At 61.0% G+C, this 17,285-nt stretch carries 16 protein-coding genes; 1 reads left to right on the forward strand and 15 read right to left on the reverse strand.

Annotated elements, in window-relative coordinates; genetic code table 11:
- Positions 1-121: 121 nt before the first annotated feature.
- Positions 122-1,513 (forward strand): undecaprenyl-phosphate glucose phosphotransferase, encoded by a 1,392-nt coding sequence (locus tag C5F70_RS12195; protein ID WP_104903413.1) that lies wholly within the window; start codon positions 122-124, stop codon positions 1,511-1,513.
- A gap of 38 nt (positions 1,514-1,551) precedes the next feature.
- Here C5F70_RS12195 and C5F70_RS12200 read toward each other — a convergent pair whose 3' ends face one another.
- The 15 genes from C5F70_RS12200 to C5F70_RS12270 all read right to left on the reverse strand — a co-directional run bounded on the left by C5F70_RS12200 (position 1,552) and on the right by C5F70_RS12270 (position 17,285).
- Complete coding sequence (locus C5F70_RS12200) at positions 1,552-3,627, reverse strand: YjbH domain-containing protein (RefSeq protein ID WP_104903414.1); 2,076 nt, start codon at positions 3,625-3,627, stop codon at positions 1,552-1,554.
- The gene (locus tag C5F70_RS12205; RefSeq protein WP_104903415.1) at positions 3,624-4,391 is read right to left on the reverse strand and encodes a capsule biosynthesis GfcC family protein; all 768 of its coding nucleotides are present in this window, start codon (positions 4,389-4,391) and stop codon (positions 3,624-3,626) included. The genes C5F70_RS12200 and C5F70_RS12205 overlap by 4 nt, the downstream gene beginning before the upstream one ends.
- Entirely contained in the window at positions 4,388-5,047 is a 660-nt protein-coding gene (locus C5F70_RS12210) for a YjbF family lipoprotein (RefSeq protein WP_104903416.1), read from the reverse strand. Before C5F70_RS12210 ends, C5F70_RS12205 begins: the two co-directional genes overlap by 4 nt.
- 13 nt (positions 5,048-5,060) lie before the next feature.
- Positions 5,061-6,173: a polysaccharide biosynthesis/export family protein gene (locus tag C5F70_RS12215; RefSeq protein WP_079443579.1), complete on the reverse strand. Its 1,113-nt coding sequence runs from the start codon at positions 6,171-6,173 to the stop codon at positions 5,061-5,063.
- A gap of 88 nt (positions 6,174-6,261) precedes the next feature.
- Entirely contained in the window at positions 6,262-6,501 is a 240-nt protein-coding gene (locus tag C5F70_RS12220; RefSeq protein WP_046383829.1) for a hypothetical protein, read from the reverse strand.
- Between the two features lie 240 nt (positions 6,502-6,741).
- A complete protein-coding gene (locus C5F70_RS12225; RefSeq protein ID WP_046383830.1) occupies positions 6,742-8,151 on the reverse strand; it encodes a mannose-1-phosphate guanylyltransferase/mannose-6-phosphate isomerase in 1,410 nt (469 codons plus the stop codon).
- A 22-nt stretch (positions 8,152-8,173) separates the two neighbouring features.
- Positions 8,174-8,632: a GDP-mannose mannosyl hydrolase gene (locus tag C5F70_RS12230; protein WP_104903417.1), complete on the reverse strand. Its 459-nt coding sequence runs from the start codon at positions 8,630-8,632 to the stop codon at positions 8,174-8,176.
- Between the two features lie 5 nt (positions 8,633-8,637).
- Complete coding sequence (locus C5F70_RS12235; protein WP_102617937.1) at positions 8,638-9,846, reverse strand: glycosyltransferase WbuB; 1,209 nt, start codon at positions 9,844-9,846, stop codon at positions 8,638-8,640.
- The gene (locus tag C5F70_RS12240) at positions 9,846-10,823 is read right to left on the reverse strand and encodes a GDP-L-fucose synthase (RefSeq protein ID WP_104903418.1); all 978 of its coding nucleotides are present in this window, start codon (positions 10,821-10,823) and stop codon (positions 9,846-9,848) included. The genes C5F70_RS12235 and C5F70_RS12240 overlap by 1 nt, the downstream gene beginning before the upstream one ends.
- 2 nt (positions 10,824-10,825) lie before the next feature.
- A complete protein-coding gene (gene gmd, locus C5F70_RS12245) occupies positions 10,826-11,947 on the reverse strand; it encodes a GDP-mannose 4,6-dehydratase (RefSeq protein ID WP_046383834.1) in 1,122 nt (373 codons plus the stop codon).
- Positions 11,948-12,016: 69 nt separating this feature from the next.
- Positions 12,017-12,952 carry a glycosyltransferase family 2 protein gene (locus tag C5F70_RS12250; RefSeq protein ID WP_046488486.1) on the reverse strand — a complete coding sequence of 312 codons (936 nt, stop codon included), beginning with the start codon at positions 12,950-12,952 and terminating at the stop codon, positions 12,017-12,019.
- A 42-nt stretch (positions 12,953-12,994) separates the two neighbouring features.
- Positions 12,995-13,582, reverse strand: coding sequence for an acetyltransferase (locus C5F70_RS12255; RefSeq protein ID WP_046383836.1), 588 nt, complete (start codon positions 13,580-13,582; stop codon positions 12,995-12,997).
- On the reverse strand, positions 13,579-14,724 hold the full coding sequence (locus C5F70_RS12260; protein WP_102617947.1) for a glycosyltransferase: 1,146 nt from the start codon (positions 14,722-14,724) through the stop codon (positions 13,579-13,581). The genes C5F70_RS12255 and C5F70_RS12260 overlap by 4 nt, the downstream gene beginning before the upstream one ends.
- Before the next feature lie 28 nt (positions 14,725-14,752).
- Positions 14,753-16,075 carry an O-antigen ligase gene (locus C5F70_RS12265; protein ID WP_046383837.1) on the reverse strand — a complete coding sequence of 441 codons (1,323 nt, stop codon included), beginning with the start codon at positions 16,073-16,075 and terminating at the stop codon, positions 14,753-14,755.
- Entirely contained in the window at positions 16,053-17,285 is a 1,233-nt protein-coding gene (locus C5F70_RS12270) for a glycosyltransferase family 4 protein (protein ID WP_104903419.1), read from the reverse strand. The genes C5F70_RS12265 and C5F70_RS12270 overlap by 23 nt, the downstream gene beginning before the upstream one ends.

Here is a 17,285-nt window from a genome sequence, read left to right on the forward strand (position 1 = left end):
CCCCCTGCCGTTGATTAATATCAATCTGTGCGCGCCTACGCGTGCCTGTCTATTTGGCTGTTTCAATGCCACGCCTCGCTTAAGCCTGCCACCATGAGTGGTCACCACTGGGAGCAGTAGTATGCTGAATAACCGGAGAATGCATCGTAACCTAACACCCAAAGGTCTGACCTTTTGGGGACAGTGGACGCTGGCGTCAAGTTTGGTCGTCACACTGTTATTTGCATTGGTTATTTTAAAGACTGGCCAGCTGGAATATCCCTACCGGGTATTGGCTGCCTTTAGCATATTGGCCTCGATCCCGGCCTATATGTTATGTGACGTCTACAGCAAGAAAGATGATTACGCAGTGGGACTGGGCCGACTCTTCATGGGCTGGTTACTTACCCTGCTGATACTGGTTGCGGTGGGTATCGCCTGCAATGCTAACGCGTTGTTCCCCGTCGAAATCCTGCTACTGTGGGCGGCGATTAGTTATGCCGTGCTGGCGCTCTGTTACATCCCTATCCACAGTCTTTCCCGCTATTACCACGGGCAACTTCACGAGCGACATAAATCGCTGATCGTGGGTACCGGTAAACTTGCTGCCGACCTGGCGAAAACACTTTCCCGGCAAAAACGCTCACCGCTGGTCGGCCTCGTCGGCGCCACGGCGACCGCAGCCCCGGGCGTGCAATCGCAGATACTCGGCGAGCTGCCGGACCTCCCGCAGTTGATCCGGCAGCACGGCATCCGCAGGCTGTACATCACCCATTCGCTGCAGGAAGCCACCCATATCGAGGCGCTGTACATCAACCTGCTGGAGATCAGCGTCGACGTCATCTGGGTCCCCGACCTCAACAACATGCTGCTGCTCAATCACTGCGTGGCCGAGGTGGACGGCCTGCCGGCGATTTTCCTCAATGAAAGCCCGCTGACCAGCCGTCCGACCGCCGCACTGAGCAAGTCGCTGCTGGACAAAAGCGTGGCCTTGCTCGCGCTCATCCTGCTGAGCCCGCTGCTGTTGCTGTTCGCCGTGCTGATCAAACTGACCTCCCCCGGCCCGGTGATCTTCAAGCAGGACCGTCACGGCTGGAACGGTCAGGTGATCAAGGTCTGGAAGTTCCGCTCGATGCGCGTGCATGACGACCACGAAGTACGCCAGGCCAGCCGCCACGATTCACGCATCACCCCCGTGGGGCGTTTCATGCGCCGCACGTCCATCGATGAACTGCCGCAGTTGTTCAACGTGCTGCAAGGGCACATGGCCCTGGTCGGTCCAAGACCCCATGCGGTTGCGCACAATGACTACTACTCAGGGAAGATTCACGCGTACATGGCGCGCCACCGTATCAAGCCCGGTATCACGGGCCTGGCGCAGGTCAATGGGTGCCGGGGCGAGACCGAGACCCTGGAGAAGATGCAAAAGCGCGTCGACATCGACCTGCGCTACATCAACACCTGGTCACTGTGGCTGGACATCAAGATCCTGCTGAAAACGCCGTTCACACTGCTGTCCAAAGACATTTACTGAGGCAAACAAAGGGGGACTTCAGGTCCCCCTTTCCTTGTCTATTCAGTGATCTTCTCGAAGTTCCGATAGAACAGGTCACTGTCGCGGCCATCAGTCATCGTATGCAGCGAATACGCGCGATTGAGGCGCGCGCCGCCATCGCGGGTCAGCGGTGCCCACACCAGATTGGCGCGGCGCATCGTCGACAGGCTCATCAGCTCATCAAAGGGAATTGACAGGTAAAGGCCTTTGTCGAAGCTGCCTTCGCCAAAGGCTTCTTTTGACGCGGTGGTGCGGGTGACCCAGGCGCCAATCCGCACGCCATTGTTGAACTCGCGCGACAAGTCCAGGGTGGCGCCCCAGTCCCGGGCCAGGTAGCGACCGACACTCAGCGCACCCTGTGTGTTGAACGGCAAGTCGGTGTAGCCGGTGATATGCCCCGTGACCGTGCGGTAGTCGCGCAGGCTGAAGTCCTGTTCGAACCCGCGCTGGCGCACGTAGTTCAGGTCGGCGCCCAAGGCCCAGCGCTGGCCCATCGGCCGGTACAGCACCTCACTGCCGACACCGGCGTACATCGATTCCAGCAACCCGCCGTAGACCATGCCATACAGGTCCTGATCCAGTCGCACCGCGTGGTTGAGCTGGAACGTCGGCACGGTCACGTCAGAGCTGGTCATGTACTTGCGCAGATCGGTACGCACGCGCGGCAAGCCGCTGGGCGCGTCGTAGGTGAAGCCATCGTAGTTGTTCAGCAGGTTGACGCTGAGCAGGCCGCTCCACCAGGTGTTGCGGGTGAAGCGGTATTCGGCGTCGAGGTCGGCGGAAATCTGATACAGCAGGCCATCCGGCCCGCCGACGTTCTGCTTGTAACCCAGCCCGACGCCGTAGCTCAAGGGCTTGGGCGCTTGGGTGTAAAGCAGCGTTTGCGCCGGGGCGCTGGGCGGGTTGACTTCGGTCTGGCGATGCAGGGTCTGCAGGGGCTCGCGTTGGTTGACCACCTCGCGAAACGTCTCGCGGGGCACGCTGGTTTCTTCGATCGGCATGGCGTACCGCTCGCTCACCAGGGTGAACCAGCTGATCTGGTCATTGACGCTGTCGTCCAGGATACGGCTGGCGCGACCCACGGCCTTGGCGCTGTAGAAATAGCGCTGCTGCTCGCCATACACCAATAACTCAGGGCCGCGCTGGGCAATACGCTGCACGTTATAGCCGGCATTGTCCTGCAAACGCTTGGACACCGCGGCCCAATCCACCTGATCCATCGCGACGCTCGGCGCCTGGGCGGGCAGCTTGGGGGCCGGCGGGTCGTAGGTTTTGACCGGCGCCTTGCGGCTGACGAAATTGGTGTGCAGGGTGATACCGAACATCGCCGTGTTGCCGCGCTCCCACGCGGCACTCAGGTCGACGGAGTCGGCCACCTTGTAAACCAGCCCGAGGTTGACCGGCGAGTCCTGGCGCAGATGGTTGTTTCGAGGCTCGTTCTGGTAGTCGTTGCCCTCGTATTCCAGCTTGAGGCTCAACGGCGCCCAGGGTGTCTGGTAGGCGACGCCGCCAAACAGCGCGGGCCGGCCGCGGAAGTAACCGTTGGAGAAATTGCCGGAACCTTCGGCGGTGGGCCGCTCGTTGAAGCGATCACTCAGTGCGCCCAGCGGGTTGCCAAAATCGCCCCGGCTGCCCAGGTAACCCCAGGCGATGCCCGCACTGAAATCGAATTCGCCATAACGCTTGTTGGCCACCAGGTACTCGCTGGAAAACAGCCCGGTGCCGCCCAGGTCGAGCATCCCCAGCGCGACCTGGGGCAACCAGTGGCTTTCCTCGTAGAGACGCACTTTGGCGTCGACGGCCTTGTCCTTGTAGCTCTGGCTGCCACTGAACGATTCGGGGCCATAGGGGCGGTTGGTGATGGCGGTGTAGCGAAAGGTGCCTTCGAGCCAGTCCAGCGGTTGCGCGGAAAAACTGTAGCGACTGTAAGGTTCGGTGCGGTTGGCATTGACGCTGAGTTCGCCGGCCGGGGCCATGCGTGCGGTCGGGGTTTGCAACAGCCCGACCCCGCCAAAATCACTCTGGGTGTAACGCGGATCGCCGTGCGCGACGCCACAGGGCACCAGCAGCACGGCTGCAATACATAATTTCAAGGCGTGACCTCAGCCAGGGGTTGGGTGGCAAGAAACTCGGCCAGTTGTTGGTTCAGCTCAGGGGTGGGCGGTTCCAGGTCGTCGCTGCGCAGCGGCACCAGCAGCGTGCTGCCCGGTGCAGGCGCGGCCGCCGTCTCGCGGTTCCAGGGGGCAATGCCCAGGCGCGTGACCAGGCCGTCGGGCTGGATCAGCCACAGGTAGTCGACGTCGGCCCCCGCCACCGCCGGGCATTCGTCGAGGTAATCGCGTGCCGCCCGCATCGGCTGGAACGCCAGGGTGCAAGGCTGCGCGACCGCGCCCAGGACGCGCACACCTGCCGGCCTGGGCGGGTAGATCAGTCGATCGCCCTCGCTGACCCGCAGGTTGGGCGCAAAGCCGACCTCCACCGCCACCGGGTCCAGCATCGCGCGTTGCCGGCCGGTCACCGGCAAGGCCTGCACCTGTCGATAAACGCGCGCCGCCAAGTCGGCCCGGCTGTCGTACCCGGCGGCCAAGGCCGCCTGGCGCAACGTATCCAGGTCAAACAGCACGCCGGCTTTGAGCCGGGCCTGGGGCTCGATCAATGGCTGGTGCAGCCAGGCCGCCGCCAGCCAATAGCCCTGGGCATCCGGTTGTGACGCGATGATCGCGTCGAGCAAGCGCGCCTCGGGCGGCAGGGCGATCGGCCCGGGGTGCAGGACTTGGCCGCTCACCGTCAGGGCGGCGTGGCATGCACTGGCACAACTCCACAACAGCGCCAGCGCCCATCGTTTGCGGGCGGTCATCGGGCCTCCTTGCGGGCGGGTTGCAGTTGGGTGATTTTCAACGTGAGGCGCGGGCTGAGGTGCTGTTCGCTTTGCACAATGAAGCCGTCAGTGGGGTCGACCCAATAACGGTTGCGCGCACGAAACCCCAGGGCCTGGGCTTCGATGTCCTCATCGACGCGCAACAAGGTGTAAGGCTTGTCGAGGATCTCGAGCGTCTCCATGCCCTCGCGGGTCAGGCGGCTGGTGACGGTGATGCCGACGCGATAGCCATCCACCAGGTCGATCTGCCGGCTGCTGCGGTAGCCGTCCGGCACGCGGTGCAGCCCCTGCTGGAACGGCGACTGCCCTTGCCAGCGCGTGCCATCCAGATCAGTGCCGAGGCCAACGGTACGCACCACCAGGCCATCGCGCATCAATAGCACCTGTTTGCCGGAGGCGACCCAGAACTGCAGGTCGTCGCGCTGGCGAATCAACGCCATCACGCCTTCGCTGGACACCGTGGTCACTTTGATCTGGGGAAACGGCACGGCGTCCACCTGGGCCTGGCTCAGCGCCAATGGCGCAGGCCCGACGACGGCCGCCTTGAAGGTATCGAGCGAGGCCTGCATCAGTGGATTGCAGCCGCACAACAGCCACGCAAGGCACACGTAAATACCGGTTTTCACACTGTTCACGCAGGTTCCACCCTTATCGGCTGTTGGCTTCGCTCAGGTTGTTTTGGGTGGAAGCACCGGTACCGATGATCGAGGCGGAAGGTATCAACTGACTGATGACCCGGTTCCAGCGGGTGATATTGGCGGGGCCGACGAACACCACGTCCTGGGGCTGCACATCGAAGCGCGTGGCCAGGGCCATGGCTGCCGGGGAGCCGGCTTGCAGATGGAAGACCTTGGCCGGTTGCGTGTCCAGGTTCTGTGCGCCGCGGATCACGTAGATCGCATCGGCGTTCGAGGTGTTCTGGTTGATGCCGCCCACCGAGCCCAACACATCCGTGAGGTTCATGCTGCGTGTCTTGAAACTCAACGCGCGGGGCTGCATGACCTCGCCCATCACATAGATGCGCTTGCGGTCGTTGTAGGGCAGGTACAACTGGTCACCGTCCTTGAGGTAGATATCGTTCAAGCGCGACGGGTTGAGATTGAACGTGTCCAGGTCGAGTGTGTAGCGCTTGCCGCCGCGGGTCAGCGTGAGGTTCGAGAGGTCGGCATTGATCGGATCGACGCCGGAAGCACCGATGGCCTCCATGACGCTCATCGGGGTGGTGGTGATCGGTACAGGCCCAGCCTTGAGCACTGCCCCGGTGATCACCACTCGCTGGCTGGCAAAACGCAGCACACTGATATCCACCTGGGGGCTGTCGATGTACTGACGGAGCTTATCGGTGATTTCACTGCGCAGCGCCGCGAGGGTGCGGCCCTTGGCAACCACTTCGCCCACGTAGGGGTAGAACAGGTTGCCGTCGGGGTTGACCAGGCGCCCGTTGGCATCGATTTGCTGCTGCGGACCGGAAGGCGCAGTCAATTCCGGATGGTCCCAGACCGTGATGTACAACGCATCATTTGGGCCGATCAAATAGGGCCCGGGTTTATAATCGAGCAGTTCTTTGGGAAGCGCATAAGAGACTTGAGTCGCCGCGTCCATGGCCAGCAACTTTGGAGTAATCGGGATCAACTCCACGCGACTGCTTTCAGCACCGCCCTCCTTGGTCATTGCCTCGGTGTCCATATATTGACCGGGCGCAAACATGCAGCCTTGTAACAATGCGGAGGCCACGACCGCCACAGAAAAAATACGCATCATAGTGCTAAGACACTCGCGATAAACGACAAGAAAAAAAGACTACTTGGGAGGGGTTTCCAAGCAGTCTTATAAAGCGGAAGGCGTTCTGTTAGTTGCCGGTACCGGTGGTACCCGTGGTGCCAGTGGTGCCTGTGGTGGTGCCTCCATTGGCGCTGCCACCGCTGCTGGACGCGGCGGCGACGCCCGCGACCAGGGCCGCGCCGACCAGCAGGGTTTCCCCCACCGTCACAGAGCCGACCACCGCGGTACTCAGGCCAAGCGGCAACTCGGCAGCCATGGCAGAAGTACTCAAGAGACTGAGCACAATAATAGCCAGTTGTTTTCTCATATCAGACTCCTTATCGATAGTGAGCATTTAGCAAACGAGCGGGTGCCGCTGAAATACACCTTGATAGTGCCACTCAAGTAAACAACGCACCAGCCCGCTCATTACCCGGAAAGTTGAACGTATTCGTTCGAAAATAACATTTCTCGAAGCCAGCCCCCGTGTATCAACACGTTGAGGCCGCGAAACTAACAAGGCTGGCGGTTTAACATCGGAGCAAATGTTATTAATTGTCGGAAAACCTCAGGCCCGGCCGTACTTGTCTTCGAAACGCACAATATCGTCCTCGCCCAGATAAGAACCCGACTGCACTTCGATCAATTCCAGCGCAATCACGCCAGGGTTCTCCAAGGCATGCACCTGGCCAATCGGGATGTAGGTCGATTGGTTTTCCGAGACCAGGTACGTCTGTTCGCCATTGGTGACCTTGGCCGTACCGCTGACCACGATCCAGTGCTCCGCACGGTGATGATGCATCTGCACCGACAGCTTGGCGCCGGGCTTCACGGTGATGCGTTTGACCTGGTAGCGGTGGCCGCTGTCGATGGCGTCATACATGCCCCAGGGCCGGTAGACCTCACGATGGTTGAGGTGCTCATGACGCCCGTCGCGCTTGAGTTGGTCGACAATGCCCTTGACCTGCTGCACCTGGTCCTTGTGCGCCACCAACACCGCGTCCTTGGTTTCGACGATGATCAGGTCCTGCACGCCCACCGTGGCGACCAGGCGGCTGTCGGCGTTCACGTAGGTATCGCGGGTATCCAGTTGCAGCACATCGCCCTGCAGCACGTTGCCGCCGTCGGTTTTCTCGCTGGCTTCCCATAACGCCGACCAGGAACCGATATCACTCCAACCGGCCTGCAACGGCACCATGATCGCGTCGCTGGTTTTTTCCATCACCGCATAATCGATGGAGTCGTCCGGGCAGGCGGCGAATAGCGCCTCATCGACCCGGGTGAACAACTGATCCTGGCTCCCCGCGGCCAACGCCGCACGGCAGGCCGTGAGAATCGCCGGCTGCAAGCGTGCCAAGGCGTCCAGGTAACGGCTGGCACGGAACATGAACATGCCGCTGTTCCAGTAATGATCGCCCCGCGCCACGTAGTCGGCAGCGGTGGCGGCATCCGGCTTCTCGACGAAACGCTTCACCGCATACCCGCCCTCGCCCACCGCCTCGCCCTGCTCGATATAGCCGTACCCGGTGTGCGCGCTGGTCGGCGTGATGCCGAACGTCACCAGCTTGCCGGCCTCGGCCAGCGGCAGCGCCACCGCGAGGCTGGCATGAAACGCAGGAACATCTTCAATCAGATGATCCGCCGCCAGCACCAGCAGGATCGGGTCGCGGGACTCGTCGAGCGCCTTGCAGGCCGCCAGCGCAATCGCTGGCGCGGTATTGCGCCCCATGGGTTCGAGCAGGATGCTCGCCTGCTCCATGCCCAATTGACGCAATTGTTCGGCCACCAGAAAACGGTGCTGCTCATTGCAGATCACTTGCGGCAAGGCGACATCCGCGCCCTCCAGCCGGCCGATGGTCTGCTGCAACATCGACAGGCTTTTATGGGTCAGGCGCAAGAACTGTTTGGGGTTCAGTTGCCGCGAGAGCGGCCACAGGCGCGAACCCGAACCGCCCGCCAAGATCACCGGTAATAACATGAACGCGTCCTTCGATAGAGGGTCAGAAATAGGCACGGGTGTTCTCGTGTACACGTGGGCTGTAGCGCAGCTCATCCAGCGGCCACCAGCGGTAGTGCCGATGCTGCTCGGTGGGCGGTTCCAGGACCTGATTCTCGGCAAGGGTCAGGCAATAACCCAGCACCACGTAGTGGGTGTCCGGGCCGTTCCCGGCGTTGGCGAAGATGCTGTCGTCGTAGAAGTGCTCGAACACGCCCAGCAACTGCGCATCGGCGCGTTCGAAGGTGTGGCCGAGTTCTTCGTGGGTCAGGCGGCGGAAGGCGTCATCCAGGGTTTCGTTTTTCTGGATGCGCCCGCCGGGGACGAACCAGAAGCCATAGGCCGGCCGGTTGATCCGCAAGCCCAGCAACGTATCGCCGTTGGGTTTCCTCACGATCAAGTCGATGGCCACCAACGGCGTCGACATCACGACCGTATTGAAGGTCGGTAAATCAAGCCACATAAGCGTCAGACCTGTGCCATAAAGCGTTGGAGGACACGCTCTTTATCAAGAAAATCCGCGGCGTAGTTCAACGCCACTACGTTGCGCACAGGCAATGCCAGCACCCGCTCGATCCCTGCATTCAGGGCGCTGACCGATTCGGGTTCGACCCGCACGGCAATGCCCGGATGCTCGTCGCACAGCCGGCCAAGGGTGGTGTCGGGGTCAGCGGTGATGATTGCATTGCCGCCGACGGCCAGAATGTTGGTCAACTTGGAGGGCAATACCGAATCCGCCGCGCCGCGTTTCTGGATCACCAGGTGGACGTCCGCCGAGGCCAGCAGCGCAGGCAAGTCTTCATAGGCCTGCAACGGGGCGAAGACCACGTTATGCAGGCCCTCGCTGTGTGCGCGCTGCAGCAGGCGGGCCTGGCCGGCGCCCTGGCCGACGATCAGAAACACCAGCTCCGGGCGATGGACGTGAGCCTGGGCGGCATCGAGGATCAGTTCGAGCCCCTGCTTCTCACCGATGTTGCCCGAGTACAACAGCACCCGCTTTCCCGCCGGCACGCCGAGCCGTTCCAGCAGCCCGCTGTTGCGCGGTACGTCGAGGAAACGCTCGGTCTCCGACCAGTTGGGAAAGAACAGCAGGCGCTGCGCCTCGACGCCTTTGCCGGCCGCCTTCTCCAGCATGCCGCTGGATATCGTCGAGACCCGGTCAAAGCGCCGCAGCAAGCCGCGCTCCACGCCCCACGCGAGTCGCCGCAGTAACGGGCTGCCGCCCAGGCCCAGGCCGAACATCGCATCGACTTCATAATCCTGGATATGCAGCACGGACTTGGCGCCACACAGCCTGGCCAACAACAAGGCCTGGGGCGCGCAGAACAAGGTCGGCACCACCAGGATGACCAGGTCCGGCTTCCAGCGCAGTTGCGCCAATACCGCCAGGCACGAGCTGGCGGAAAAGCTGATCAGGTGCAGCAAGCGCTTCAGCGCCGTGGGCTTGCGCGGCACGTACAACGGGCAGCGCACCACCGTCACGCCGTCGACCTGTTCGGTGCGAAAACGCCACGCCGAGTAGCCCTCGCCGACCTGCCATTGCGGGTAATACGGCGGCGCCGTGACTACCCGCACCGCGTGGCCCTTGCTGGCGAGCCAGCGCGCCTGTTCACCGCTGTACTTGCCGATGCCGGTCAGCTCGGGGCTGTAGTTGATGCCATACAAAAGGATCTTCATTAATGGCCCCGAGGCTGTTCGAGGGCCGCGAGATACGCGTTGTAGGCATCGCGCAGCCCCTCCTCCAACGGCACGTAGGCTTCCCAGCCGAGGGCGTTGATACGGCTGACATCGAGCAACTTGCGCGGCGCACCGTCGGGTTTGCTGGTATCGAACCGCAAACGGCCCTTGAAGCCCGTGACCCGGGCCAGCGCCTCGGCCAGTTCGCGGATGGTGCAATCCACGCCGGTGCCGACGTTGACGTGGGAACGCATGGGCTCGGTGTGTTCGCCATAGCCCTCCTGGCTGAGTTCCATCACATGCACGCTGGCGGCCGCCATGTCATCCACATGCAGGAACTCGCGCCGTGGCGCGCCGCTGCCCCAGATCAGCACTTCTTCGTCACCGCGCTGTACCGCCTCGTGGAAACGGCGCAGCAAGCCGGCGATCACATGGCTGTTATGCGGGTGGTAGTTGTCGCCCGGGCCGTACAGGTTGGTCGGCATCACACTGCGGTAATCGCGCCCGTGCTGGCGGTTGTAGCTTTCGCACAACTTGATGCCGGCGATCTTGGCCACGGCGTAGGGTTCGTTAGTCGGTTCCAGCGAGCCGGCAAGCAGCGCCTGCTCGGTCATCGGCTGGGCGGCGAGCACCGGGTAGATGCACGACGATCCGAGGAACAACAACTTGAACACCCCATGAGTGTGGGCGGCGTGGATCACATTGGCCTGGATCATCAGGTTCTGGTAGATGAAATCGGCGGGGTACGTGGCGTTGGCGTGAATCCCACCGACCTTGGCGGCCGCCAGGTACACCTGGTCGACCCGTTGTTCGGCGAAATACGCGTGCACGGCCGCCGGGTCCAACAGGTCCAGTCGATCGCGGCCGGCGGTGAGGATCTGGGTATAACCCAAGGCCCAGAGGCGGCGCACGATGGCCGAGCCGACCATACCGCGATGGCCGGCGACAAAGATCCGTGCGTTCAGATCACGTGCCATGCTCAGTTCTCCACGGCAATCGGCGCATCGTGGCCGTGCAGGCGCAGCAACGCATGGCGCCGCGCGATTTGCAGGTCTTCGCGGACCATCTCCGCACACATCTGCTGGGCGCTGATTTCCGGCACCCAGCCCAGCTTCTGTTTGGCCTTGGACGGGTCGCCCAGCAGCGTCTCGACTTCCGCCGGGCGGAAGTAACGCGGGTCCACCCGCACAATCACGTCACCCACCAGCATGCCGGGCGCCAGGTCGCCGTCGATGTGCTCGACCACCCCGACTTCCTCCACGCCCTCGCCGACAAAGCGCAAGCGCAGCCCCAGTTCCGCCGCCGACCAGCGAATGAAATCGCGCACCGAATACTGCACCCCGGTGGCGATCACGAAGTCTTCGGGGCTGTCCTGCTGCAGCATCATCCACTGCATGCGAACGTAGTCCTTGGCATGACCCCAGTCGCGCAAGGCGTCCATATTGCCCATGTACAGGCATTGCTCCAGGCCCAGGGCGATGTTGGTCAAGGCGCGGGTGATCTTGCGGGTGACAAAGGTTTCGCCACGACGGGGCGACTCGTGGTTGAACAGGATGCCGTTGCAGGCATACAGCCCGTAGGCTTCGCGGAAATTCACGGTGATCCAGTAGGCATACAGCTTGGCCACGGCATAGGGCGAGCGCGGATAGAACGGCGTGGTTTCCTTTTGCGGGGTTTCCTGCACCAGCCCGTACAACTCGGACGTGGAGGCCTGGTAGAAGCGGGTCTTCTTTTCCAGGCCAAGCAGACGGATGGCCTCGAGGATGCGCAAGGTGCCGAGGGCGTCTACGTCGGCGGTGTATTCCGGCGAATCGAAGCTGACGGCCACGTGGGATTGGGCGCCGAGGTTATAGATCTCGTCCGGCTGGATCTGCTGGATGATGCGCGTCAGGTTGGACGAATCCGCCAGGTCGCCATAATGCAGGATCAGGTTTTTATGCAGGGCTTGGGGGTCTTGGTAAATGTGATCGATGCGCTGGGTATTGAACGACGAAGAGCGGCGTTTCAAGCCATGCACGACGTAGCCTTTTTCCAGCAACAGTTCCGCCAGGTAAGAACCATCCTGCCCGGTAATCCCGGTAATAAGCGCGACTTTTTTCATGTCTATCTCCCAAATAATAGGCGAGCGAAGGCCGACACCCGAACTTGGGTGTTTGTTAAAAACGGTCAGTTATTTCGGTATGGGCAGCGTCAAGTTATGTCCGGTCAACTTTGAAAGTTCGCGGACGATTGAGTCCTTATCGTCTAAGTGAGCGATCGCGGTTTCCAGTTCAAGCACCTTGGCGCCCACCAGAAAGCGGTACCAGTAACCTTGCAGCAAGTGATAAACCAGGCCGCTGCGGCCATCGAGAAAACCCAGTTGAACGATGTAGCGCCAGAGGAAGTACGCCGTCGAACTCAAGGTAAACGGCACGCGGTTATACACCCGGTTTTTAACCAGGCGCTTGAGCTTGGCCTGGAACGAACTGTGGCCCTCATTCAATTCATGGCGCACCGCAAACAACCCCAGGCGCGAGTTGATGATCTCAATCGCTTCACGGGTCGCGTACTGGTTGTGCTTGTGGGTGAAGAACGTCAAGTCGTGCAGGTTGTGATCGGCAAACCCGCCCTCCAGGGTGATGGTGCGACCCTCGGCCACCGAGATGTGCTCGTCCATCCAGCGATCTTCGATGCGCCCCTGCCCCGTGCGCCACAGCCGCAGCATCTTCAACGGGTAGCGGCCGCCATGGCGCACCCAGCGGCCCATGAAAATATGCTTGCGCTTGAAATTGATGCCGGTGATGCCCTGGTCCAGCGTCGGCAGCCGCGTGTTGATCTGCGCCGCCAGATCGGCCTCGATGATTTCATCGGCATCCAGGCGCATCGTCCAGTTACCGGTGATCGGCAAATTATCCAGCGCCCACTGGAACTGCTTGGCCTGGTTGACGAACGCGTGCTGCACCACCAGGGCGCCGTGGCGCCGGGCGATCTCGCAGGTGTCGTCGCTGGAGAACGAGTCGACCACCAGCACTTCGTCGCTGAAGGCGCGCACCGACTCGATCGCGCGGGCGATATGCAGGCTTTCGTTGTAGGTGAGGATGATCACACTGACGGTTTCGCGTTTCATGTCAGCCACCGTGCAGGTGAGGCAGGTTATGCGGTGCGGTCATCAGGCTTGACTCCCTTGTCGTGGTGCAGGCTCTTGCAGATGCTGGGTACGCTGGCCGATAAGCCGGGTCGGATGCCCGGCATGCACGGTCCACGCTTGCGCGATGTTTTTGATGACGAGCGCGCGGGCGCCCACTACGACGCCATCGGCAATACACACGCCCAGCGTGATAAAGGCATCGGCACACACCCATACGTGCTCTCCGAGCACGATCGGTTTGGCGTAGAGTTGAAAGTTGCGACTGTTGTAGTCATGCGACCCGCCGCACAAATGCGCGCCCTGGGAAATCACGCTGTAACGCCCGATAGAAATCAGCGCCATGTTGTAAATATTGGTGTCATCGGCAATACCGACATGGTCACCCAGCTCGAGATTCCACGGCGCCCACACTTTGGCCCGCGGATAAACATGCACACCCTTGCCCAGGCGCGCGCCGAACAGCCTCAACAGAAACGCCCTCCACCCATGAAAGGGACGCGGGCTGGTACGGAATAGCAGCACATAGACCGTGTTCCACAGCTGCCGCCGCAACCGATGGGACAATGAAAATGAAGCGGCGCGATACGGATCATTGCCTTGGAGAATCATGCAAGGCACTCCCGCACGATCTCCAGCAAACGCTGCGCGCCGCGTTGGATATGAAAGCGCTCGGTAAAACAGCGGCGGGCGCGCCCGGACATGTCCGCATACTGCTGCGGGTCGAGCCGCAACCAACGGCGCAGGTTATGCACGGCGCCCAGCACCGTGTCGTCGCTCACAAAGCCAACCGCGTCGGCTTCGATTTCGCGCCAGATGTTGACCTTGTTGCTGATCAGCACCGGTTTGCCGCAGGCCAGCGCCTCCGCCACGACCACGCCGAAATTCTCCTGATGGGACGGCAGGCAAAACACCTCGGCGGCGTAAAAGGCGCCCCATTTCGCGGCGCCCTGCAACATGCCCGGCCACGTCACGCGGTCGGCGATCCCCAGTTCCACGGCCTGCGCCTGCAGCGCCTGCACCCAGCCGCCTTGATCGGGCCCGGCCATGACCAGGTGCAAGCGTTCGTCTTCGCCAGCCACTTGGGCAAAGGCTTGCAGCAGGTGGTCGCAGCCCTTTTTTTCGTGGATGCGGCTCAGGAACAACAGCACCCGTTTGCCCTTCAACACCGGATGCTCATCAACAAAGCGCTGCGCCAGCGCTGCACCGCCCGCAGGTGGGCTGGCGGTGCCATAGGCGGTGACCGTCTCTTTGGCGCGGTACAGCCAAAATGACTCGCGCGCACGGATTTTCTCTTCTTCACTGGTAAACACCACGCGCTGGGCATCCCTCAATACGCGGTATTCACCCCATGGCCAGTACAGCCATTTCTTCAAATGCTTGAGCGGATATGCGTGCTTGAACCAGGGGTCGAGCATGCCATGGGTATAAACGATGTAAGGCCGCCCCAACTTGTGCAGGACCTGGCGCGCAATAAACCCGTGGTACTGCCACAAACCGTTGACGATAAAAAAATCGTAGTCACTGGCGTGTTGTTCCAGCCATTGGCGGATCCTGGCGTTTACGCCATACCCAAACAGGCTCGGCCCCATGAAGTGAACGGTTCCCGGGTAGTCGACGGCGAAGTCCGCATCCAGCGTCAAGACATCCACGAGATGCCCGTTCTGCTGGAGAATCTTGTCGATTTCGCGGGCAGCGTTGATGGGGCCGCCCTTTTCCGGTTTAACCGAAGAGATGATTCTTAATAACTTCAAGTGCTGTCCGCTCATCCGTTGAATTGATTCAAGTCTTCTTGCAAGCGGCAAGAATCAGGCAGGCGTAGAACACGCCAAAGGCCAGAAACGTGCCCTGCATGGTCATGACCCCATTGAATAAAATCGGCGCCAGGAAACCGCACAGCAGCAATGGAACGCCGGTGCCCTGCCTGATCAGCGCTTTATAGGCTTTGAGCAGTAACCAGATCAGCAAGAAGATCCTGAACAGGATAAAGAGCGCCCCGATGGGAAGGCCCAGTTCCAGGATGATCCGCGACCATTCATCTTCGGCCAGCAAAAACCCCGCGCCTTGCTCGCGCCCCGCGCGCAATATCGCCGAGGCGGCATTCGTACCCGAGCCGATGCCGTGTCCCCAGAGCGGTGCATCGTCGATCACGCGAGTGAACGCATACAGACTGGAGAATGCCCGGGTCACCGGCGAACCTTCACTGGCGACGGCACTCCGGTTGCGTTCGACGAGAATCTGGTAACTGTCGGACGACATGAAAATCAGCAGGCTGACAAACAGTGCCGCCACCAGGAAAAACAGCGACAACAGGTTTCTTTGCGATTTCTTGATCAAGGCGACCATCAAGGCCGCCAACAGCACGATGGCGGCATACGCATAGATGGCCCGCGATCCGGTCAAGAAACACATCACCGCCACCGAGATGGCCGACACCGGGAACAACAGGTATCGCCCGGCAAACACTGCGCGGAACAAGGCCCGGTCGAAAATCGCCGCCACCAGGAAAGCAAAGCAGGCAGACACGTAAACAACGTGCCCGGCGGTGAACGTGAACGTCCCATACGGCCGGACAACCCCGTCAGCGATCATGAAAATGAAGTCATCGTCCCCAATGCCTTTATTGACGAAGGCTTGCGGTCCAGACGAATACTGCATGACCACCAGCACGCTGATGGGAATCGCCGCAAACAGCGTGATCCGGGCAAAACGGTAGACATCGGCCAACTGCAGGGTTTTTCCGGCAACGAATATCAGGGGGAAATACAGCAAGTAGTTCCTGACGCCATAGCCGTAGATGACCAGCCCTTCAGGGCTGCTCAACAAAAATGCGGAGACCAGAACAAAGAACACCACCAACAACATGACGAAGTACGCCGACAGCAGGTTCTTGGAAAAAAAGCCGAACCTGAACGCGTACCAATAGATATAGAGAACGATCGGATCCTTGATGAAATAGATGGCCGAGCTCAGGCCCGGCAGCAGCCACTTGCGCAAAACCCCTTCAAACAAAATGAACAGATAGATCAGGACAAACGCACTGACCACGCGCTTTCTGTAACGCTCCTTCAGGCTGGACAGCTCAGGGTTGGCCAAGGATTGCATCCAGCACCTCCTTGGCGTAGGTGTCCCAGGTCGTCCTACCTGCCGAGAACACCGCGTTGTGCTTCAGCGCACTGAGTTTTTCACTGTCATCGGCCAGCTCGACCAGACGGGCAGCAATGGCCTCGGCGGAACGGATCGGCACCACATACCCGTTGAAACCGTCGATGATCAAATCCGCCGCGCCACAATTCTGCGAAACGATGACCGCCGTCCCCGTGGACAGTGCCTCGCCCACCACCAGGCCGAACGCTTCGGCGAGTGAAGGCAAGACCAGCACGTCGGCCGCCAGCAATTGGCGGATGACCTGATCGTGGGGCGCCGAGCTGAGCCAGCGATACTTCTTCAGCTCGCTATTGAGCGCCTGGTTACGCCCATTGGCATAGTCGGCACCGATGACGGTGACATCCAGGGCAACGCTGCCCGAGGCGATCTTCAGCGCCTCGAAAAAATACGAGATGCCCTTCTGCTGGGTCAGCGCACCGACAAAAATCACTTTGAGCGGCCCCCCGGCCCGGACATTCACCTCTTTGTGGACCATCGGTGCGGGTGCGCCATAGGGGGTCACCGCAACTTTTTGGTGGGCGATGCCGGATTCACCCAGAGTGCGTTTGGCAAACGTGCTGGCCACGATGATCCGATCCGCCAACGCCAGTTCGGCGGTCTGCTTGCGAATGGTGGTTTCGCTGAGGTTGGGAATGCTCGCCCGCCACGCGGGGTTCGCTTCACGCTCATGGTCCAGCATCCCGCACGCGTAGGAAATGGAGCCGAAGGCCGCCTCATAATTGAGCGTGATCCCGCCAACCGCCTTGGCGGCGGTGAACAGGGCCTTGCACTTGCCGTCATAACCGTACACCTGGCTGGGTTTGCGCACGGTGTTGTACAAGAACTGCGCGCTGGCCCGATCAATGTGTTCGTACACATTTTCCGGGCAGAACATCCCGATGTTGCGCTGCGTAAGGCTGTACCACTTCAACTTGTCACAGAGCACGCGAGGCACATCGTAGCGCGGGTAGCTGTGCAGCAACGCGCCGTCGACCATGTCGAACGTGCGCCGCAGGCACTCTTTGCCAACGACCGGAAGACGGCAAAGCCAAGAGTCTTTATGCAACGCCAGCGAGCTATGGAACGAATGCAGCAAGCGCCGTTGATTCAACGCACCCAACAGCGCGCGAACGTTTTGATTACCCACCGGATGAGCGACCAGGATCAT

The sequence above is a fragment of the Pseudomonas sp. LH1G9 genome (genome assembly GCF_002949975.1).
Lineage (GTDB): Bacteria > Pseudomonadota > Gammaproteobacteria > Pseudomonadales > Pseudomonadaceae > Aquipseudomonas > Aquipseudomonas veronii.

Coding starts and splice junctions, on each gene's coding strand:
- C5F70_RS12195 (WP_104903413.1), top strand. CDS start 122: ATGCTGAATAACCGGAGAATGCATCGTAACCTAACACCCAAAGGTCTG.
- C5F70_RS12205 (WP_104903415.1), bottom strand. CDS start 4,391: ATGACCGCCCGCAAACGATGGGCGCTGGCGCTGTTGTGGAGTTGTGCC.
- C5F70_RS12215 (WP_079443579.1), bottom strand. CDS start 6,173: ATGATGCGTATTTTTTCTGTGGCGGTCGTGGCCTCCGCATTGTTACAA.
- C5F70_RS12220 (WP_046383829.1), bottom strand. CDS start 6,501: ATGAGAAAACAACTGGCTATTATTGTGCTCAGTCTCTTGAGTACTTCT.
- C5F70_RS12225 (WP_046383830.1), bottom strand. CDS start 8,151: ATGTTATTACCGGTGATCTTGGCGGGCGGTTCGGGTTCGCGCCTGTGG.
- C5F70_RS12230 (WP_104903417.1), bottom strand. CDS start 8,632: ATGTGGCTTGATTTACCGACCTTCAATACGGTCGTGATGTCGACGCCG.
- C5F70_RS12235 (WP_102617937.1), bottom strand. CDS start 9,846: ATGAAGATCCTTTTGTATGGCATCAACTACAGCCCCGAGCTGACCGGC.
- C5F70_RS12240 (WP_104903418.1), bottom strand. CDS start 10,823: ATGGCACGTGATCTGAACGCACGGATCTTTGTCGCCGGCCATCGCGGT.
- gmd (WP_046383834.1), bottom strand. CDS start 11,947: ATGAAAAAAGTCGCGCTTATTACCGGGATTACCGGGCAGGATGGTTCT.
- C5F70_RS12250 (WP_046488486.1), bottom strand. CDS start 12,952: ATGAAACGCGAAACCGTCAGTGTGATCATCCTCACCTACAACGAAAGC.
- C5F70_RS12255 (WP_046383836.1), bottom strand. CDS start 13,582: ATGATTCTCCAAGGCAATGATCCGTATCGCGCCGCTTCATTTTCATTG.
- C5F70_RS12265 (WP_046383837.1), bottom strand. CDS start 16,075: ATGCAATCCTTGGCCAACCCTGAGCTGTCCAGCCTGAAGGAGCGTTAC.
- C5F70_RS12270 (WP_104903419.1), bottom strand. CDS start 17,285: ATGATCCTGGTCGCTCATCCGGTGGGTAATCAAAACGTTCGCGCGCTG.